Origin of the sequence: Streptomyces sp. NBC_01478 (genome assembly GCF_036227225.1) — a bacterium.
Classification (GTDB): domain Bacteria; phylum Actinomycetota; class Actinomycetes; order Streptomycetales; family Streptomycetaceae; genus Streptomyces.
Map to the genome: position 1 here is coordinate 11,912,593 of NZ_CP109444.1, position 16,121 is coordinate 11,928,713.

Annotated in this window: 13 protein-coding genes and 1 pseudogene; 11 read left to right on the plus strand and 3 right to left on the minus strand. The window is 71.5% G+C overall.

Annotated elements, in window-relative coordinates; genetic code table 11:
- Positions 1 to 49: 49 nt before the first annotated feature.
- The 3 genes from OG223_RS52900 (at position 50) to OG223_RS52910 (ending at position 2,983) form a co-directional block, all read left to right on the plus strand.
- Positions 50 to 553: a hypothetical protein gene (locus tag OG223_RS52900; protein ID WP_329265049.1), complete on the plus strand. Its 504-nt coding sequence runs from the start codon at positions 50 to 52 to the stop codon at positions 551 to 553.
- Positions 550 to 2,358, plus strand: coding sequence for a cytochrome bc1 complex cytochrome b subunit (gene qcrB / locus OG223_RS52905; RefSeq protein WP_329265051.1), 1,809 nt, complete (start codon positions 550 to 552; stop codon positions 2,356 to 2,358). The genes OG223_RS52900 and qcrB overlap by 4 nt, the downstream gene beginning before the upstream one ends.
- A 283-nt stretch (positions 2,359 to 2,641) precedes the next feature.
- Entirely contained in the window at positions 2,642 to 2,983 is a 342-nt protein-coding gene (locus tag OG223_RS52910) for a DUF3099 domain-containing protein (RefSeq protein WP_329240933.1), read from the plus strand.
- A 904-nt stretch (positions 2,984 to 3,887) separates the two neighbouring features.
- Here OG223_RS52910 and OG223_RS52915 read toward each other — a convergent pair.
- The gene (locus OG223_RS52915) at positions 3,888 to 4,454 is read right to left on the minus strand and encodes a Uma2 family endonuclease (protein ID WP_329240931.1); all 567 of its coding nucleotides are present in this window, start codon (positions 4,452 to 4,454) and stop codon (positions 3,888 to 3,890) included.
- Positions 4,455 to 4,676: 222 nt separating this feature from the next.
- Positions 4,677 to 4,834 (minus strand): annotated as a pseudogene (locus OG223_RS54115) (IS5/IS1182 family transposase); the annotation flags it as partial.
- Between the two features lie 89 nt (positions 4,835 to 4,923).
- Here OG223_RS54115 and OG223_RS52920 point away from each other — a divergent pair.
- Positions 4,924 to 6,429 carry an AAA family ATPase gene (locus OG223_RS52920; RefSeq protein WP_329240928.1) on the plus strand — a complete coding sequence of 502 codons (1,506 nt, stop codon included), beginning with the start codon at positions 4,924 to 4,926 and terminating at the stop codon, positions 6,427 to 6,429.
- Between the two features lie 365 nt (positions 6,430 to 6,794).
- On the opposite strand, the gene OG223_RS52925 is transcribed toward OG223_RS52920, so the two are convergent.
- Complete coding sequence (locus tag OG223_RS52925) at positions 6,795 to 8,102, minus strand: multidrug effflux MFS transporter (protein WP_329240925.1); 1,308 nt, start codon at positions 8,100 to 8,102, stop codon at positions 6,795 to 6,797.
- Between the two features lie 500 nt (positions 8,103 to 8,602).
- Here OG223_RS52925 and OG223_RS52930 point away from each other — a divergent pair, with 500 nt between their 5' ends.
- From OG223_RS52930 to OG223_RS52960, 7 genes are all read left to right on the plus strand, one after another.
- Positions 8,603 to 9,382, plus strand: a complete 780-nt coding sequence (locus tag OG223_RS52930) for a helix-turn-helix transcriptional regulator (protein WP_329240923.1) — start codon at positions 8,603 to 8,605, stop codon at positions 9,380 to 9,382.
- Between the two features lie 142 nt (positions 9,383 to 9,524).
- Positions 9,525 to 10,592 (plus strand): type III polyketide synthase, encoded by a 1,068-nt coding sequence (locus OG223_RS52935; protein WP_329240920.1) that lies wholly within the window; start codon positions 9,525 to 9,527, stop codon positions 10,590 to 10,592.
- An 84-nt stretch (positions 10,593 to 10,676) separates the two neighbouring features.
- The gene (locus tag OG223_RS52940; RefSeq protein ID WP_329240917.1) at positions 10,677 to 11,294 is read left to right on the plus strand and encodes a cupin domain-containing protein; all 618 of its coding nucleotides are present in this window, start codon (positions 10,677 to 10,679) and stop codon (positions 11,292 to 11,294) included.
- Between the two features lie 15 nt (positions 11,295 to 11,309).
- Entirely contained in the window at positions 11,310 to 12,464 is a 1,155-nt protein-coding gene (locus OG223_RS52945) for a DegT/DnrJ/EryC1/StrS family aminotransferase (protein ID WP_329240915.1), read from the plus strand.
- A 132-nt stretch (positions 12,465 to 12,596) separates the two neighbouring features.
- On the plus strand, positions 12,597 to 14,240 hold the full coding sequence (locus OG223_RS52950; RefSeq protein ID WP_329240912.1) for a class I adenylate-forming enzyme family protein: 1,644 nt from the start codon (positions 12,597 to 12,599) through the stop codon (positions 14,238 to 14,240).
- Positions 14,241 to 14,244: 4 nt separating this feature from the next.
- Positions 14,245 to 15,315, plus strand: coding sequence for a methyltransferase (locus OG223_RS52955; protein ID WP_329240909.1), 1,071 nt, complete (start codon positions 14,245 to 14,247; stop codon positions 15,313 to 15,315).
- A 26-nt stretch (positions 15,316 to 15,341) separates the two neighbouring features.
- A complete protein-coding gene (locus OG223_RS52960) occupies positions 15,342 to 15,995 on the plus strand; it encodes an undecaprenyl diphosphate synthase family protein (RefSeq protein ID WP_329240906.1) in 654 nt (217 codons plus the stop codon).
- Positions 15,996 to 16,121 lie beyond the last annotated feature (126 nt).

Consider the following 16,121-nt stretch of genomic DNA (forward strand, 5'->3'; position numbering starts at 1 on the left):
GCCCCGCACCCGGTCCCACGAGGTGTCCCGCACGACGAGAGTGGAGAAAGTGAACCGACCAGCCGCCCAGGAAGCCGGACCGGCGGGCCCCGCCCCGGCCCGCACCCCCGACAGGGCAGACAGCACAGGCCAGTTGGGCACAGAGGAGAGCGGCACACCCCCGCGACACCCCCACCCCGCCCGCCGACCGGCCCCGCCGTATGCCCGCCGTGTCCCGGCCGCGCCGCATCATCCCTGCGGCCCGGTCCTGCCGTACCACCACGGTGTCCCGTCCCCGGCCGTCTTCCCGCCCGGCGGCAGGGCCCGTCCCGTACCGCCGCAGGCAGCCCGCGCCGCCCGGCGGCCGGCCCCGCCGTACCACCACCGCGGCCTGTTCCCGCCGTACGGCCACCGTGTCCCGGCCCCGGCCGTCCGCCCGCCCGCGGGCCGGACCGGCCGGCCGGCGCCGCCGCAGACCACCCGCGCCACCCGCACCACTCATGTCACCGGTATCACCTGTACGACCCGTACCGGCCACAGCGTCCGGCGGTCAGAGGAAGGGGCACGGGCATGACCGGCACCGATGCATCCCCCCGCAGCTCGCGCACCGCGCCCTCGCGGGGTGAGCGGGTCGCCGACTGGACCGACGGGCGGCTGGGGATCTACAACTTCCGTTTCCTGGTGCGCAAGGTGTTCCCCGAGCACTGGTCGTTCATGTTCGGCGAGATCGCCCTCTACAGCTTCGTCGTGCTGCTGGTGACCGGGATCTGGCTCACGCTCTTCTTCGACCCGAGCATGTCCGAGACGGTCTACAACGGCTCCTACGCCCCGCTGCACGGCGTACGGATGTCGCAGGCCTACGCCTCCACCGTGCACATCAGCTTCGAGGTGCGCGGCGGCCTGTTCATCCGCCAACTGCACCACTGGTCGGCGCTGACCATGATCGGCGCGCTGTGCCTGCACACCCTGCGCCACTTCCTGACCGGCTCGTTCCGCAAGCCGCGCGAGCTGAACTGGCTGTTCGGCTTCACGCTGCTGGTGCTGGTCACCCTGGAGGGCTTCGTGGGCTACTCGCTCCCCGACGACCTGCTCTCCGGCACCGGCCTGCGCATCGCCGAGGGCGTCACCCTGGCCATCCCGCTGGTGGGCACGTACCTGTCGATGTTCCTGTTCGGCGGGGAGTTCCCGGGCCACAACGTGATCGGCCGGTTCTACGGCTTCCACATCCTGCTGATCCCGGGCATCGTCGTGGCGCTGCTGACCGTGCACCTGATCCTGGTCTTCTACCACAAGCACACCCAGTTCCGGGGGCCTGCCCGCACCGAGAAGAACGTCGTGGGCCAGCCCCTGTTCCCGCACTACACGGCCAAGGCCGGCGGCTTCTTCTTCATCATCGCCGGGGTGCTCTCGCTGCTGGCGGGCATCGCGCAGATCAACCCGGTGTGGACCTACGGCCCCTACCGCGCGGACCAGATCTCCCAGGGCTCCCAGCCCGACTGGTACATGGGTTTCCTGGAGGGCGCCCTGCGGGCCATGCCGGCCTGGGAGTTCAGCCTCGGCGGGTACACCGTCAACCTCGGCATCCTGATCCCCGCCGTCATCGTGCCCACCCTGATGATGGCCGTGATCGCGCTGTGGCCGTTCCTGGAGGCCTGGGCCACCGGGGACCGGCGCGAGCACCATCTCCTGGACCGGCCGCGCGACCACCCCACCCGCACCGCGTTCGGCGTCGGCTTCGTCGCCCTGTACCTGGTGCTGTTCTTCGGCGGCGCCAACGACGTGCTGGCCCAGGAGTTCCACCTGTCCCTGAACCAGATCACCTGGTCGGTGCGGATCGGCGTGTTCGCCGTCCCCGCGCTCACCTATGTCCTCACCCGGCGGATCTGCCTGGGCCTGCAGCGCCGTGAACGCGACACCCTCCTGCACGGCCGCGAGACCGGCCGGATCCGGCGGCTGCCCGACGGCGAGTTCGTCGAGGTCCACGAACGCCTGGACCGGCAGCGGGAGTACGCGCTGCTGGCCCGCAGGGCCTACACCCCGCTGCCCGCCCCCACCGCCGAACACGACGGCGTCCCCAACCCCGCCCGGCGCGGCCAGGCGCTGCGCCACCGCCTCAGCCGCTGGCTCTACGGCAACCAGATCGCCAAGCCCACCCCGCAGGAGATGCGGGAGGCCCTGGCCCACCTCGGCCACCCGGACGACGGCCACGCCGCGCTCGGGGGCCCCGCCGCCTCCAACGGCCACATCTCCTCGCCCAACGGCAACGCCAACGGCCACGGCCCGACCGCGTCCGAGCCCGCGTCCGCGTCCGCGTCCGCGGATTCCGGCGTACGGCGGGGCCGCGCCGGGGAGCGGGAGGCGGACCAGGAACTGCACTGACCCGCTGCCCCGGCGCCGCGGTGCGCGAGGGGCAGGGCCGGGTGGGGCCGGCGCGGGCGGCGCGGGTGATCGGGGGACGGTCACCCGCGCCGCCGCCGTTCCACGACACCCCTGCTGCCCTGACGAACCGTCACTGTCCGCTGACCGCAGGCCAGTTGCCGTAGAACACGGCGGACACGGGCGCGGAGACGGCCGGCCGCCGTGCCCCGCTCCCGCCGCACCCCCGCCCCTTTTTTGTCCGGTTGTCCGGTGTGTTCGTGCCGGAGTGTCCGCGGAGGCCCCGATGAGCAGAGTTCCCCGGCGCCCGGCCCCGGCCGAGTCCATCACCCGGGCGCGTACCGGTCTGACGCGTGACCTGCGCGGCCGGCAGCGCCGTTACCTCATGGCGATGCTGGTGCGCACCGTGTGCGTGGTGCTGATGGCCGCGACCTGGAACCGCTGGCCCGTCCTCGCGGCCTGCGCACTGGCCGGCGCGGTCGTCATCCCGTATGTCGCGGTGGTCCTGGCCCAGGCGCACTGGCGCCAGCAGCGCGGCCCGCGCCACGCCGTGGCCAGGGCGGTCCGCGAGGAACCCGCCGCCCGTGTCGTCCTGGAGCCCACCCTGATCCTGCCGCCGGAACGATGATGCCGCTGGGGGGCGGCACGGGGTGCTCAGTGAGGATCGGCGGTTCCACCCGACAGGGGAATCAGCACGTCTGATGCCCCGATCTCCTGCAGCCGATGGCTGACGTCCTGCCACTCGTGCAGCGAAGGGGAGGGGTGGGGCGGTGACCTGGGGTTTCTTGGCGGGATGTGCGCTTACCTGCGGAAACAGCTCACGGTAGTTCTCACTGGTCGGCGCCGTTTCCCAGGCTCATGTGCCCTGGATGTGCCCTGGGCCGCTCACTCGGCGACTGGGCGCGGGAGTCGAGTGGCTGAGCTGATTTGGTGGAGGTGCCGAATCCTCCTCCGCGAGCCTTCCTCAAGTACCTCAGTGGAGGTTCCGCCTGCGACACCCGCTTTGGAGTTTTCTCCGGGCGGGGCTGTGACCTGCGGAAACTTCGACGTTGACGTGTCTGGCCTGGGGAAACACTCCGCCGTAGTTCTCACGTGTGCACGGCGCTTCCCTGCCTCGTGTGTGCTGAGTCCATGCCGGCGGGCCCTTCCCTGACAGGCGCTTGGCGGCCAGGTCGTCGGCAGGGGAGTCGATGGCATCGTGAACCACGAACTAGTTGGGGAGTCGTTCGAGGGCGTCAGGGGCTCGGCGGGTCCCGGAGCGCTCAGATATCGAGGGCCTGGACGGGCCCACCGATGCGGAAGGATCGGGTCCCGTGAATGCGCTTCCCCCGTCCGGTGCGGGTACGGCAGGCGGCGGTGAACTGCGACGTGTTCTGGAGCGCTTTGACGTCGGCGTCGTGGTGCGCCGGGTTCGGCCGGTTGCCGGCCTTCTGGCTGGAACCGCACGACGAGCCACTTGATCCGGCTCATGCCGCCCTGTACCGGGCCGTCCGCTCACGCATCGCTCACGCGCTGCCGGCAGCAGCGCGTGGTCAGACCTGGCCGAGGTCGATCTCCACGGGGAAGGGGGCCGCTGCCTTGAGGGCGCCGGTGAACACCTCTCCGTCCCGGTAGGTCTTCGTCGCGGGGTCGAGAACGTAGGTGTACACGAGAGGAACGCCTGTCGCGGCCTGCTCGATCCGCCAGTAGAAGCCGATGCCTGCCTTGGCGTACTGGTCGACCTTCACGATCCGGTCGGTGGTCTCCGAGCCCGGCGACACCACCTCCGCGACCAGCAGCACGTGCTCAGGGCGGGTGGGGGTGATGTCGATCGTGTCCGCGCGGTACACGACGACGTCCGGGCGGCGATTGGTGAGCGGGACATCCTGAAGCCGGACGTCGAAGTCCGTGTCGGCGTTCCATTCCGGGCCCGCGGCGGCATCCAGGGCGTTGGCCAGGATCCGAGCCAGCCGGTTGTGCCGCTTGGACGCACTCGGACTCACCACGACCATCCCGTCCACGATCTCGATGCCGGCGCACTGCTCCTCGGACCAGGACTCGTATTCCTCTGCCGTGATCTGCTCATGCATCCACGCCGGGGCCACCATCTCGGCCGTCATGAAGCACCTCCCGGACACTGCGCTGCGGGCCCGATCCCGCTGGACTCAGCCTACTGTCCGCCGTCCGTCCGGCAGGCTGATCTTGCTCACGCCGCTTTCCCGTCGGTCGGCATCCGACCAGCGGGGCCCACAACAAGTGAGGAACCCCGGCAGGCCCCTGGCACGACTCCTTTGATGACCGCCGGTTCCATCCGGCACGGGAATCAACACGTCTGGTGCCCCGCGATGATTCTTCGACTGCTCGGAGGCCCGGTGGCCGCGGGTGGGGACCAGGTGCCGTCCACGATCAGTACGCCGCCGGCCGAGTGCCGGAGGGGGCCGAGGCCGTCGATGACCCGGTCGGCGGCGGGCTCCGGGACACCGAAAAGCGCGGCGGGCTGTCACAGCGAGAGCGGAAAATTCCAGTGCGACACAATCTGTCGAAGTAGACTTAGTCGTATTGCGTCGCAGTCGATGTGCAGGAGAGCGAGTGATGAAGGACCTGCCGGTCAAACCGGACGACGTGATCGACCGGGACCGGGAGTGGGGTCTGCTTGCGGAATTCCTCACTGATCCGGATCCGGCGATGCGGCTCGGCATCGTGTCGGGGCGGCGTCGGCATGGGAAGTCGTACCTTCTGCAGGCTCTGTCCGAGCAGGTCGGCGGCCTCTACGTCACCGCCGTCCGGGAGGAGGGGCGACTTCCCGCGATCCAGCGGTTCAGTGATGCAGTTGCCGCCCACGCCGGCCTGCGGCCAGGGAGCCTGCGCCTGACCGACTGGCGTGACGTTCTGTCCAATGCCCTTGATGTGACCGCCCGTTCGCCGGACCCGCTCCTGGTGATCGACGAATTGCCGTATCTGCTTCGGCACTCACCCGAAATCCCGGGTCTGCTTCAGCAGCTCTACGACGAGCGTCAGCGGGGTGCCCGGCCCAGTGCCGGGCCGGGTCCGAGGCTGATCCTGTGCGGCTCCGCGATGAGCGTCATGCACGAACTGCTCTCGGGGACCAAGCCGCTGCGGGGACGGGCCGTGGTCGATCTGCGGCTGGGCGCTTTCGACTACCGTGACAGCAAGACCTTCTGGCGGATTGCCGACCCGCTGACCGCGCTGAAGGTGCACGCGGTCCTGGGCGGGGCCCCCGGCTACCGGCCGGTGGCTGCCCGGCCGCATCCGGACGACGGCTTCGACACCTGGCTGGCCCGGACACTGCTCGATCCGGGCAGGGCGGTGTACTCGCGTACCGAGACCGAGTACCTGTTGCGCGAGGACCCGAGGATCACGCAGCACACGCTGTACTACGACATCCTCACCGCGATCGCGAACGGCGCCACCACACCCAGCAAGATCGGTGCCGCTCTGGAACGCCCGCGCAACGCCGTCGCCCACCCTCTCGGAGTGCTGGAGTCCACTGGCTACATCCGGCGGGAACAGGACATCCTCCGCGCCAAGCACCCCGTTATCACCCTCGCGGACCCGGTCATTCGCTTCAACCAGCTCATCACCCTCCCGCAGGCCGCCGCCGTGGAGCAGGGTTTCGCCGAACAGGTGTGGCAGCAGGCCGCTCCGACCTTCAACTCCAAGATCCTCGGGCCGCACTTCGAGGACCTTGCCCGCGACTTCACCCGGCGTTACGCCCACACCCTGTTGCCCGGCGGACTGCCCGGCCCGGTCGGTACCACCGAGGTTGCCGACCAGGCCGCCCGGACAAAGCACGAGGTCGATGTCATCGCCCTGGCCGCCGGCGAGCGCCCGCAGGGTCCCCGCGCGAAGATCGCCCTGCTGGGCGAGGCCAAGGCGACCGCCGCCCGCCGTGGGACCGGTGACCTGGAACGCCTGGAACGCATTCGTGCCCTGCTCGCCGACCAGGGGTACGGCACAGATGCCACGACCTTGGCCCTGTATTCCCTGCATGGCTTCTACCCCGATCTGATCGACCTGGCCGACCGCCGTGACGACCTTCTCCTGGTCGATCTGCCCACCCTCTACGGGGGCTGACATCAAGAGCGGCCGTCTTCGGAAGCCGAGACCGGTGACCTCGACGGCTTCGTTGTCCTGCTGGTCGGGGTGGCGGTCGCGGCCTGGTGCCAGAGGCCGGCCTGTGCCGGCCCGGCCGGGCGGAACGCGCTCCTGCCGCCCCAACCGCCCAGCGCACCAACGAATATGACAGATCGTCAACTTCCGTGTGCCGTCGGCGGGAACGCGGCTGTGCCGCACTCTGCCACCGGAACCGCCCCGTACACCCCCCCCGCCCCTGACCACCCCGGCCGTCCCTGCCCCCGACGCCCCGGCAGCCCCCGCCGGCCGCCAAAGCGGTCCGCGGGGGCTGCCTGCCTGCCCGGGGGAGGGGCGGCCGGGGGTGGTCAGGGGCGGGTCTCCTGTTCGGGCAGGGTCTGCCAGGGGCGGCACATGAGCAGGAGGGAGGTGATCGCGGCGAGTGCGCTGCCGGTCTGGACGGCGGCCATGGGCACGGCCGTGCCCTTGCCGGCGATGCCGACGAGGAGGGTGGCGACGGCGCCCATGGCGAAGCAGGAGGTGCCCACCAGTGCGGAGGCGGAGCCCGCGGCGTGCGGGGTGCGCATCAGGGCGAGTGCGTTGGTGTTGGGCAGGACCAGTCCCAGCGCGGAGATCATGACGAAGAGGCAGCAGGCGACCGGGATCGTGCCGGCGTCGCCGAAGACGCCCTGCGCCACCAGCAGCAGTACCGTCCCGGCCGCGGCGATGACGCCGAGCCCGGCGCCCAGTGCCCGGTCCAGGCGGACCCGGCCGACCAGGAGTTTGCCGTTGACCCGGCCGACGATCATCATGCCGAGCGAGTTGAGGCCGTAGAGGAGGGAGAAGGTCTGCGGGGAGGCGCCGTAGATGCCCTGGATGACGAACGGGGAGGCGGCGATGTAGGAGAACAGGGCGCCGTAGGCGAAGCCGTTGACCATGACGTAGCCGGCGAAGACCCGGTCGGCGAGCAGGCCGCGCATGATGAACAGGGCTCCCAGCACGCCGCCGCCGCGGCGCCGGGCGGGGGGCAGGGTCTCGGGCAGCCTGCGCCACACCAGCGCGGTGAGCGCGATGCCGATCGCGGCCAGGACGAGGAAGACGCCCCGCCAGGCGGTGAAGCGCAGCACCTGTCCGCCCAGGACGGGCGCGGCGACCGGGGCGAGGCTGGAGACCAGCAGCAGGGTGGAGAAGAAGCGGGCCATCTCCAGGCCGTCGTAGAGGTCGCGCACGACGGCGCGGGCGATGACGATGCCGGCCGCCCCCGCCAGGCCCTGCAGCAGCCGGCAGCCGATCAGCAGCGCGGCGTCGGGCGCCAGGGCGCAGCTCACGGAGGCCAGGACGTAGACGAGCAGGCCGATCAGCAGCGGCCGGCGCCGGCCCCACCGGTCGCTCATCGGGCCGACGACGAGCTGGCCCAGCGCCATGCCGGTCAGGCACGCGGTCAGGGTGAGCTGGCCGCTGGTGGCGGAGGTGTGCAGGGTGCGGGTGACGTCCGGCAGGGCGGGCAGGTACATGTCCATCGACAGCGGCGGCACCGCGGACAGGGCGCCGAGCATGAAGGTGATCAGGGCCCCGGTCCGGCGCAGCCCCTCCAGCCGGCCGGCTGAGCCGCCGGCCCGCGCCGGTGGTGCGGTCGACCGCTTGGTCCTGACGGTGGCTTCCTCGGCGCGAGACATTCGCCCTCCGTGTCCGGTCGTGTGGGTCTGCGCCGATGGTGGCAGCAGGCCGCTACAGAACCGGTCGGGTGCCGGTGGCGTGATCCGCGCGCCAACTCCGCACTCCCCGCCCGCAGTTGACGTGACCTACGTCACTTCGGGGGAGTCTTGGCGTGCGCGCACCGGCCGTGTCACTATTTCGGCACGCCCCTCCTGCCCGAAAACATTTCGTACGGCAGACAGTCCGTACGGCGGGGGAGCGGCGGGGAGTTGAGGGGCCGGGCGTCCCGACTCCCCTTTTTTTGTGCCCCTGTTGTTCTCCCCGCCTGACCGCCTGATTCTTCCCGCGCCCCCCGCGCGCGGCGGCGGCCGTGACCCCGTGACCCCGTCCGGGTCTCCCGCCGGTCGCCCTCGTCACCCTCGTCACCTTCGTCGGCACCCCGTCAGTCCCCTGTCACCGGCCGGTCCGCGGCCGGGTTTCGGCATGCCCGGCCGGGCGGCGGTCTCTGTCAGGAGCCCTCATGGAGCAGCTCATGGAGCACCTTGTGCGGCATGCCGTCACCACGATCCGCGAACGCTTCTGGGAACCGCTGAGCCTGGAGGAGCTGGCGCGTGGCGCGATGGTCAGCAAGTACCACTTCCTGCGCGTGTTCACCAAGGTCACCGGTGTCACCCCGGGACGGTTCCTGTGCGCGGTGCGACTGCAGGAGGCCAAAGTCCTGCTGCTGGGCACCCGGCTGACCGTCGCCGACATCGCGGTACGGGTCGGCTACAGCAGCACCGGCAGTTTCACCCGCCGCTTCACCGAGCTGGTGGGACTGTCCCCCACGCGCTACCGCATGCTCTCCCTCGCCCCGCCCGTGCCCGAACCCCCGGTATCCCAGCCGGACATGCCCGCGGCCGGGCCGGTGCCGCGGGCGTCCGGGACGGTGACGGGACTCCTGCACACCACCACCAACACCACCAACACCGGTGGTGGCGGGCGGGCGGTGCGGGTCGGTGTCTTCGCCAGCCCGCTGCTGCAGGGCGCCCCCGTCCGCCTCGTCCACGCCCGCGCGCCCGGGCACTTCACGCTGGACGGTGTCCCCGCGGGCGTCTGGTACGTCCACGCGGTGACCCGTCCCCGGCCCCCCGCCGCCGGTACCGCACCGCCGGTGCGGCTGACGGCGGCCGCCGGCCCGGTACGGGTCAAGGACGGCGCCGCGCGCCGTCTGGAACTCACCCTGAGCGCGCCGGACTGGAGCAGGCCGCCGGTCCTGTGCGCCCTGATGGACCTCGCCCCGCACCCCGCGGCGGCGTGACCCCGGCCCGGCCGTTCCCCCCCCCGTGCCGGACCCGGCACACCCACGCCCACCCCCGCACCACCCACACCCACACCCACACCCACAGGTACGTGGACACGCACATTTCCCCAGGCAGACCCTAGAGAAAGCGGACCCGGACATGGCCAGGCTATGCAAGCCCGCGGTGCAGGCGCCCGAACACGTCATCACGATGGAGGAGACGCTGGAGTTCGCCCGGCGGGTGCACGCGGGGAAGGACCAACTGCCGCTCGCGCTGCGCCTGATACGCAACACGGGCGTGCAGAAGCGCCACCTCGTCCAGCCCATCGAGCAGACCCTGCGCCACCCGGGCCTGACCGAACGCAACCGCATCTACGAGGCCGAGTCGAAGAAGCGCACCCCCCAGGTCGTCGAGGAGGCCCTGAAGAACGCCGACGTCGCGGCCCGCGACATCGACGCGATCATCTACGTGTCGTGCACCGGGTTCCTGATGCCGTCGCTGACGGCGTGGCTCATCAACACGATGGGGCTGCGCCCCGACACCCGGCAGATCCCCATCGCCCAGTTGGGCTGCGCGGCCGGCGGCGCCGCCGTCAACCGCGCCCACGACTTCTGCATGGCCCACCCGGGCAGCAACGTCCTGATCGTGTCGGCCGAGTTCTGCTCGCTGTGCTACCAGCCCGACATGGACGACATCGGCTCGCTGCTCTCCGACGGCCTGTTCGGGGACGCGGTCGCGGCCGCGGTGGTGCGCGGCACCGGCGGCACCGGCATCGAGCTGGAGCGCAACGCCTCCTACCTCATCCCGCACACCGAGGACTGGATTTCCTACGCGGTGCGCGAGACGGGTTTCCACTTCCAGTTGGACCGGCGGGTGCCGGGCACGATGGAGCCGCTGGCGCCGGTGCTGCGGGAGTTCGCCAAGGACCACAGCTGGGACGCGGGCAGCCTCGACTTCTACATCGTGCACGCGGGCGGCCCGCGGATCCTGGACGACCTCGCGAAGTTCCTGGAGGTCGACCGCAGCGTGTTCCGCCACAGTTGGGCCACGCTCAGCGAGTACGGCAACATCGCCAGCGCGGTGGTCCTGGAGGCGGCCCGCCGGCTGTTCGAGGAGGACCCGCCGGCCCCCGACGCCACCGGTCTGATCGCGGGCTTCGGCCCCGGCATCACCGCCGAGATGGCCCTGGGCCGCTGGAACGACGGCGCCCGCGCCGACGTGGACTGACCCCTGCTCGGGCTGCCGCCCCTCCCGCGGTCCCTGCCGCCGCTGTCCCCGCCGCGGCTGTCTCTGCCGAAGGAACGGATTCAGATGACTGGCCTCATCGTCCCGCCCGGCCAGGGCCGGAAACTGGTCACCAAGGCGCAGGAAGTCACCTTCAAGGCCACGAAGGACCAGGGCTCCTCCCTGTCCGTCTTCGAGGTGGTCGTCCCGCCCGGCTTCGACGTGGGGGCGCATGTCCACCACGACGCGCAGGAGTTCTTCTACGTCCTGGAGGGCGAGCTGGAGCTCCTGGCGTTCGAACCGGAGCGGCGCACCGGGGACTCCTGGCACCGGTGGACCTCCCCGGACGGGGACAGGATCGCCGCCGCGACCGAGGGCGCCTTCATGTTCGTCCCCCCGGGCACCCCGCACGCCTTCCGCAACGCCTCCGACAGGCCCGCCCGCATGCTCTTCCAGTGCTACCCCTCGCCGTACCACGAGTTCTATTTCGAGGAGATCGCCGAGATCTGGCAGGCGGGCGGCGCGATCGACCAGGAGGCGGTGGAGCGCATGCGCCGGCGCTACGACGTCCACCAGCTCACCCCGCTGCGCTACGAACCCCCCGCACTCGCACCCGAACCTGCCCCCGTATCCGCCCCTGCCCCTGTTTCTGCCCCTGTTCCTGAACCTGTTTCTTCCCCCCGGGCCGCCGAGCGCGGAGCGTGAACGGAGATGACCACGATGGACGCGATTCCCCTGGTGCACGCGAGCCTGGGCGAGCGGGAACTGGCCGCCGTCGCCGAGGTGTTCGCCTCCGGCTGGCCGGCCGGGCAGGGACCCAGGGGCAAGGAGCTGGAGGCACGGCTGGCGGCGGAGTACGCCGTCGGTGACGCGGTCGCGGTGAGCAACTGCGGCGCCGCCCTGCACCTGGCCATGCTCGCCCTGGGGGTGGGGCCCGGTGACGAGGTCATCGTCGCCGACTACGGCTTCCCCGCCCCCGCCCAGGCCGCCCGCTACGTCGGCGCCACCCCCGTCTTCGCCGACGTGCGCCCCGACACCTACACCGTCGACCCGCGGGCGGTGGCCGACCTGGTGACCGCCCGCACCGCCGGGATCGTCGCGGTCGACACGGTGGGCCTGCCCGCCGACTACACCGAGCTGCAGGAGATCGCCGACCGCCACGGCCTGTTCCTGGTCGAGGACGCCGCCTGCGCCGTCGGCGCCACCTACCAGGGGCGCAGGGCGGGCGCGCTGGCGGAGGTGGGCTGCCTGTCCTTCCACGGCCGCAAGGGCGCCAGCAGCGGCGAGGGCGGCGCCCTGCTCGCCGCCGATCCGAAGATCGGGGCGGACGCGCGGCTGCGCTCGTCCTTCGGCATCGGCAGCATCTTCGACATGGGCAACGTCGTGGGCCTGCCGATCCCGGTGTTCACCGAGATCGGCTACAACTTCAAGCTGTCCGACATCGCCGCCGCGATCCTCCAGGTGCAGCTGGGCCGGATCGGCGAGCTCCTGGACCGCCGCGCCGCGGTCGCCGCGCAGTACGGCGAACTCCTGGCCGGCGAGGAGCTGCTGGCGCTGCCGCACGTGCCCGCCGACCGCACCCACGCCTGGCAGACCTACATGGTCACCCTGGACGGGCGGGTGGACCGGGGGGCGGTGGCCACCGCGCTGCGCGGCCAGGGCATCGGCTGCGGGCACGGCACGTTCGCCGGCCACATCCAGCCCGTGTTCCGGGCGGAGCAGCGCTGCCCCGTCTCCCTGGACCTGGCCACCCGCCAGCTCGCGATCCCCATGCACGCCGAGCTGACCGAGGACCAGGTCACCCGCGTCGCCCGCGCCCTGCGCACCGCGGTCCGCGCCCACACCGGCACCGGCACCGCCCGTCACGCCGCCTGACCCCCGCCCCGTCACCCCCGACACGCCCGTGGTCCTGCGGTTTCGGCGCCCCCCCCGCACCGCATGCCGCCGCCCCGCATGCGGCCCCGCCCCGCCCGCCCCGCAGCGTGCCCCCGAAGGAGACACACCCCTATGAAGGGCTCCACCGCCTACCGATCGATCCAACAACGCGGCCTGCACATCGGCCTCCTGCCCGAGACGGCCGCGGCCGTGAACCCCTCGACGCCGATCACCCTGGACCACGACCTGGACGTCCTGCCCGAGGCGGGACGCCGGCTGACGGTGAGCCAGTACGCCGGGCACGTCGAGGACCTGGCCGCCCGCCTGTGGGCGGGCGGGGTACGGCCCGGCGAACACGTCGTGATCTACAAGAGGGCCAACGCCGACCACTGGATGCTGGCCTGTGCCGTCTCCCGGATCGGCGCGGTCGTGGTGAACCTCTCGCCGGCCCTGGACGCGGCGACCGTGGGCGTCCTGCTGGGCCGCCTGGGCCGCCCGACGCTGCTCACCGACGGCCCCACCCTGGACCGCCTGGCCGGGGTGGAGCTCGCCGGCCTCACCCGCCGGGTGGTCACCTCCGCCGGCGACCGCCCCGGCACCGTCTCCCTCACCGCACTGGCGGGCGCGCCGCGCGTGCGGCCGGTGCTGCGGGGGCTGGACGAGGCCGCCGTCATCACCCACACCTCCGGCACCACCGGCATCCCCAAGCTCGTCGTCCACACCCCCCGCACCCAGGCCGTCCGGCTGGTGCCGCAGTGGCGGCTGCTGGCACTGATGCGCCGCCGGGAGACCGTCGCCATCCACGTGCCCTTCGTCCACTCCCGGATGGTCGCGGCGATGTCGCTGGCGCTGCTGAAGCAGTACCCGGTGCTGCTGCTGCGCGAGAGTGACCCCGCCGTCGTCGCCGAGCACCTCCTGGCCCACCGCCCGGCCTTCGTCGAGGCCCTGCCCAACTCCCTGATGGAATGGGAACAGCTCACCCGCGACCCCAGGATGCCGTTCGCGTCGGTGAAGGTCTTCTCCAGCACCTTCGACGCCATCCACCCCTCCACCATGAGCCGGCTGCTGAAGTCCTCGGCCCGCCGCGGCGCCCTGTTCTTCCAGATCTACGGCCAGAGCGAGGTCGGGCCGGCCGTCGGCCGCGCCTATCTGCGCCCCTTCGCCCACAAGGCCAACGGCCGCTGCGTGGGCTGGCCCATGCCCCGGGGCGCGGCCCGGATCCGCGTCGTGGGCCAGGGCGGGAAACGCCCCAGCGAACGCCACCCCGGCCGTATCGAGGTCGCCTGGCCGGGACTTGCCCAGACCTACCACGGCGAGCAGGAGCGCTACGACAGCAACCGCAGGGGCGAGTGGTGGGGGACCGGCGACGTCGGCTACGTCACCCGCCTGGGCTGCCTGCACCTGCTGGACCGGGAGGTCGACATGATCCCCGGGGTGCGCAGCTCCCTGCAGATCGAGGACGTCGTCCTGGGCGCGCTGGAGGAGCTGAGCGAACTGGTCGTGGTCCAGGGCCCCGCCGGAGAGGCGGTCCCGGTGGTCTGCACCCACGACGACACCCCCCTGGACGCGGAGCGCTGGCGCACGGCCGCCGCGGCCTTCCCCCAGCTCGCCGACCCCGTCCAGATCCCGCAGGCCGAACTGCCCAGGACCGCCACCCTCAAGGTGCAGCGCCTGGAACTGGCCCGCCGCTTCACCCGCCCGCCCGGGCAGAGCCCCGCGCACCGTCCCGGGCCGGCCGGCCCGGCACCCCGCCCCACCGACGACCCGAAAGGCTGACGCCGTGACACCTCACGCCACGCTCGCCCGACTGCGCGAGTACATGGTCGGACCCTCGCGGTTCATGAGCCTGCTCTCCAGCTTCGAACTCGGCATCATCGACGCCCTGCGCGAACGCGGCGCCCAGAGCGCCGCCCAGTTGGGCGAGGTCGCCGGCACCAAGCCCGACGCCGTGGAACAGCTCCTGTTCCTCCTCGTCAAGGAGGGCTTCGTCGCCCACGACGAGGACACCGACACCTACACCCTCGACGCGCTCGCCGGCGTCCCCACCGCCGACCTCGACCGGGCCCTGGCCTACATGGACCTCATCAAGGTCACCGCGCTGCGCCAGTTGTTCTACCTCACCGAGTCCGCCCGCACCGGCACCGTCGTCGGCCTCAAGGAGCTCTACGGCGCCGAGGGCACCCTCTACGACGCGGTCGCCGACCACCCCGACCTCAACCGGTCCTGGCTGCGGCTGATGAACAGCGTCACCGCCAACATCGACCCCTGGTTCTTCGACAACATCGACGTCCCGGCCGGCTCCCGCGTCCTGGACGTCGCCGGCAACACCGGCCTGGGCGCGATCCACACCTACCGCCACAAGGCCTCCGAAGGCCTGACGGTGACCACCTTCGACCTGCCCGACAAGGAGAGCGAGGCGCTGGCCAACTTCCGCGCCGAAGGCCTCCAGGATCACCTGTCGTTCATCGGCGGCAACGTCTTCGACGAGATCCCCCAGGGCTACGACGTCGTCCTGGTCAAGCACTTCCTGGACATGTTCGACAAGGACGACGTGGTCAGGATCCTGCAGGGCGTCCACAAGTCCCTCGAGGTCGGCGGCACGGTCAACATCCTGGTGCCGGTCTACCCGGAGGACATCAAGGACACCGACAACTACAACGTCGACTTCTTCCCGGCCTTCTTCATCGGCGCCACCATGGGCCAGGGCGGCCCGCAGAAACTGTCGGTCTACGAGCGCTGGCTGCGCGAGTGCGGCTTCGAGGTGACCCGCACGCTCACCAAGGACTCCGCCGAGATCCCCCCGGACGTCATCCCCGTCCAGGCCCTCCTGACCGCCCGCAAAGCCGCCTGAGCCGGCACCCGACCGAAGGAGCAACGGTGTCCAACTTCATGCTGCTGCCGGACGGGATGCGCCGCTGGTCCCAGAACCAGGGCGTCTCCCTCCAGGAGAGCTACCGGGCGATGGCGGACAAGATCGTCGAGTTCACCGGCTGGGTCCGTGAGGAAGGCTTCACGAACTTCTACATCGCCACCAACTCCGCCCAGAACTACACCCGCCCCGAGGCCGCGGTGACCACGTTCCTGGGCGCGTTCAACGACGTGGCGCGCCGTCTGCACGGCGAGGTCAACTTCGAGTTCTCCGGACTGCTCGACCTGGTGCCCGACCTCTACCGCACCGAACTGGAGGACCTGCGGGAGAAGTCGGCCAAGGACGCGGACTTCACCCTGCACTTCGTGCTGGGCATGTCCCTGTCCCGGGAGATCACCGGCATCTTCAACAAGCTCAACGGCAAGATCCCCGAGCTGACCGAGGAGATCCTGGCCGCCCACGCCTATGTGCCCGAGCCGGTCGACTACGTGCTGCGCACCGGCGGCCATGTGCGGCTGTCGAACTTCTACCCGCTGATGTCCCCCTTCGCCGAGCTGTACTTCTCCGACGCCCTGATGCCCGACATCACCCGCGCCGAGTTCGACACCGCCCTGCGCGACCTGCGCGCCCGCGACCGCCGCTACGGCGCCTACCCCGCCTGACCCCCGCACCCCGCGCGCCTCTGCGCGCCGCGCGCGAAACCCGGTGACCACACACAGTGGGCGCCGGGTTTCGCGTCTTTCCCGCCCCCGCACCGCCGCCCGCCGCCGCCGGCGCCGCGGCGTCAC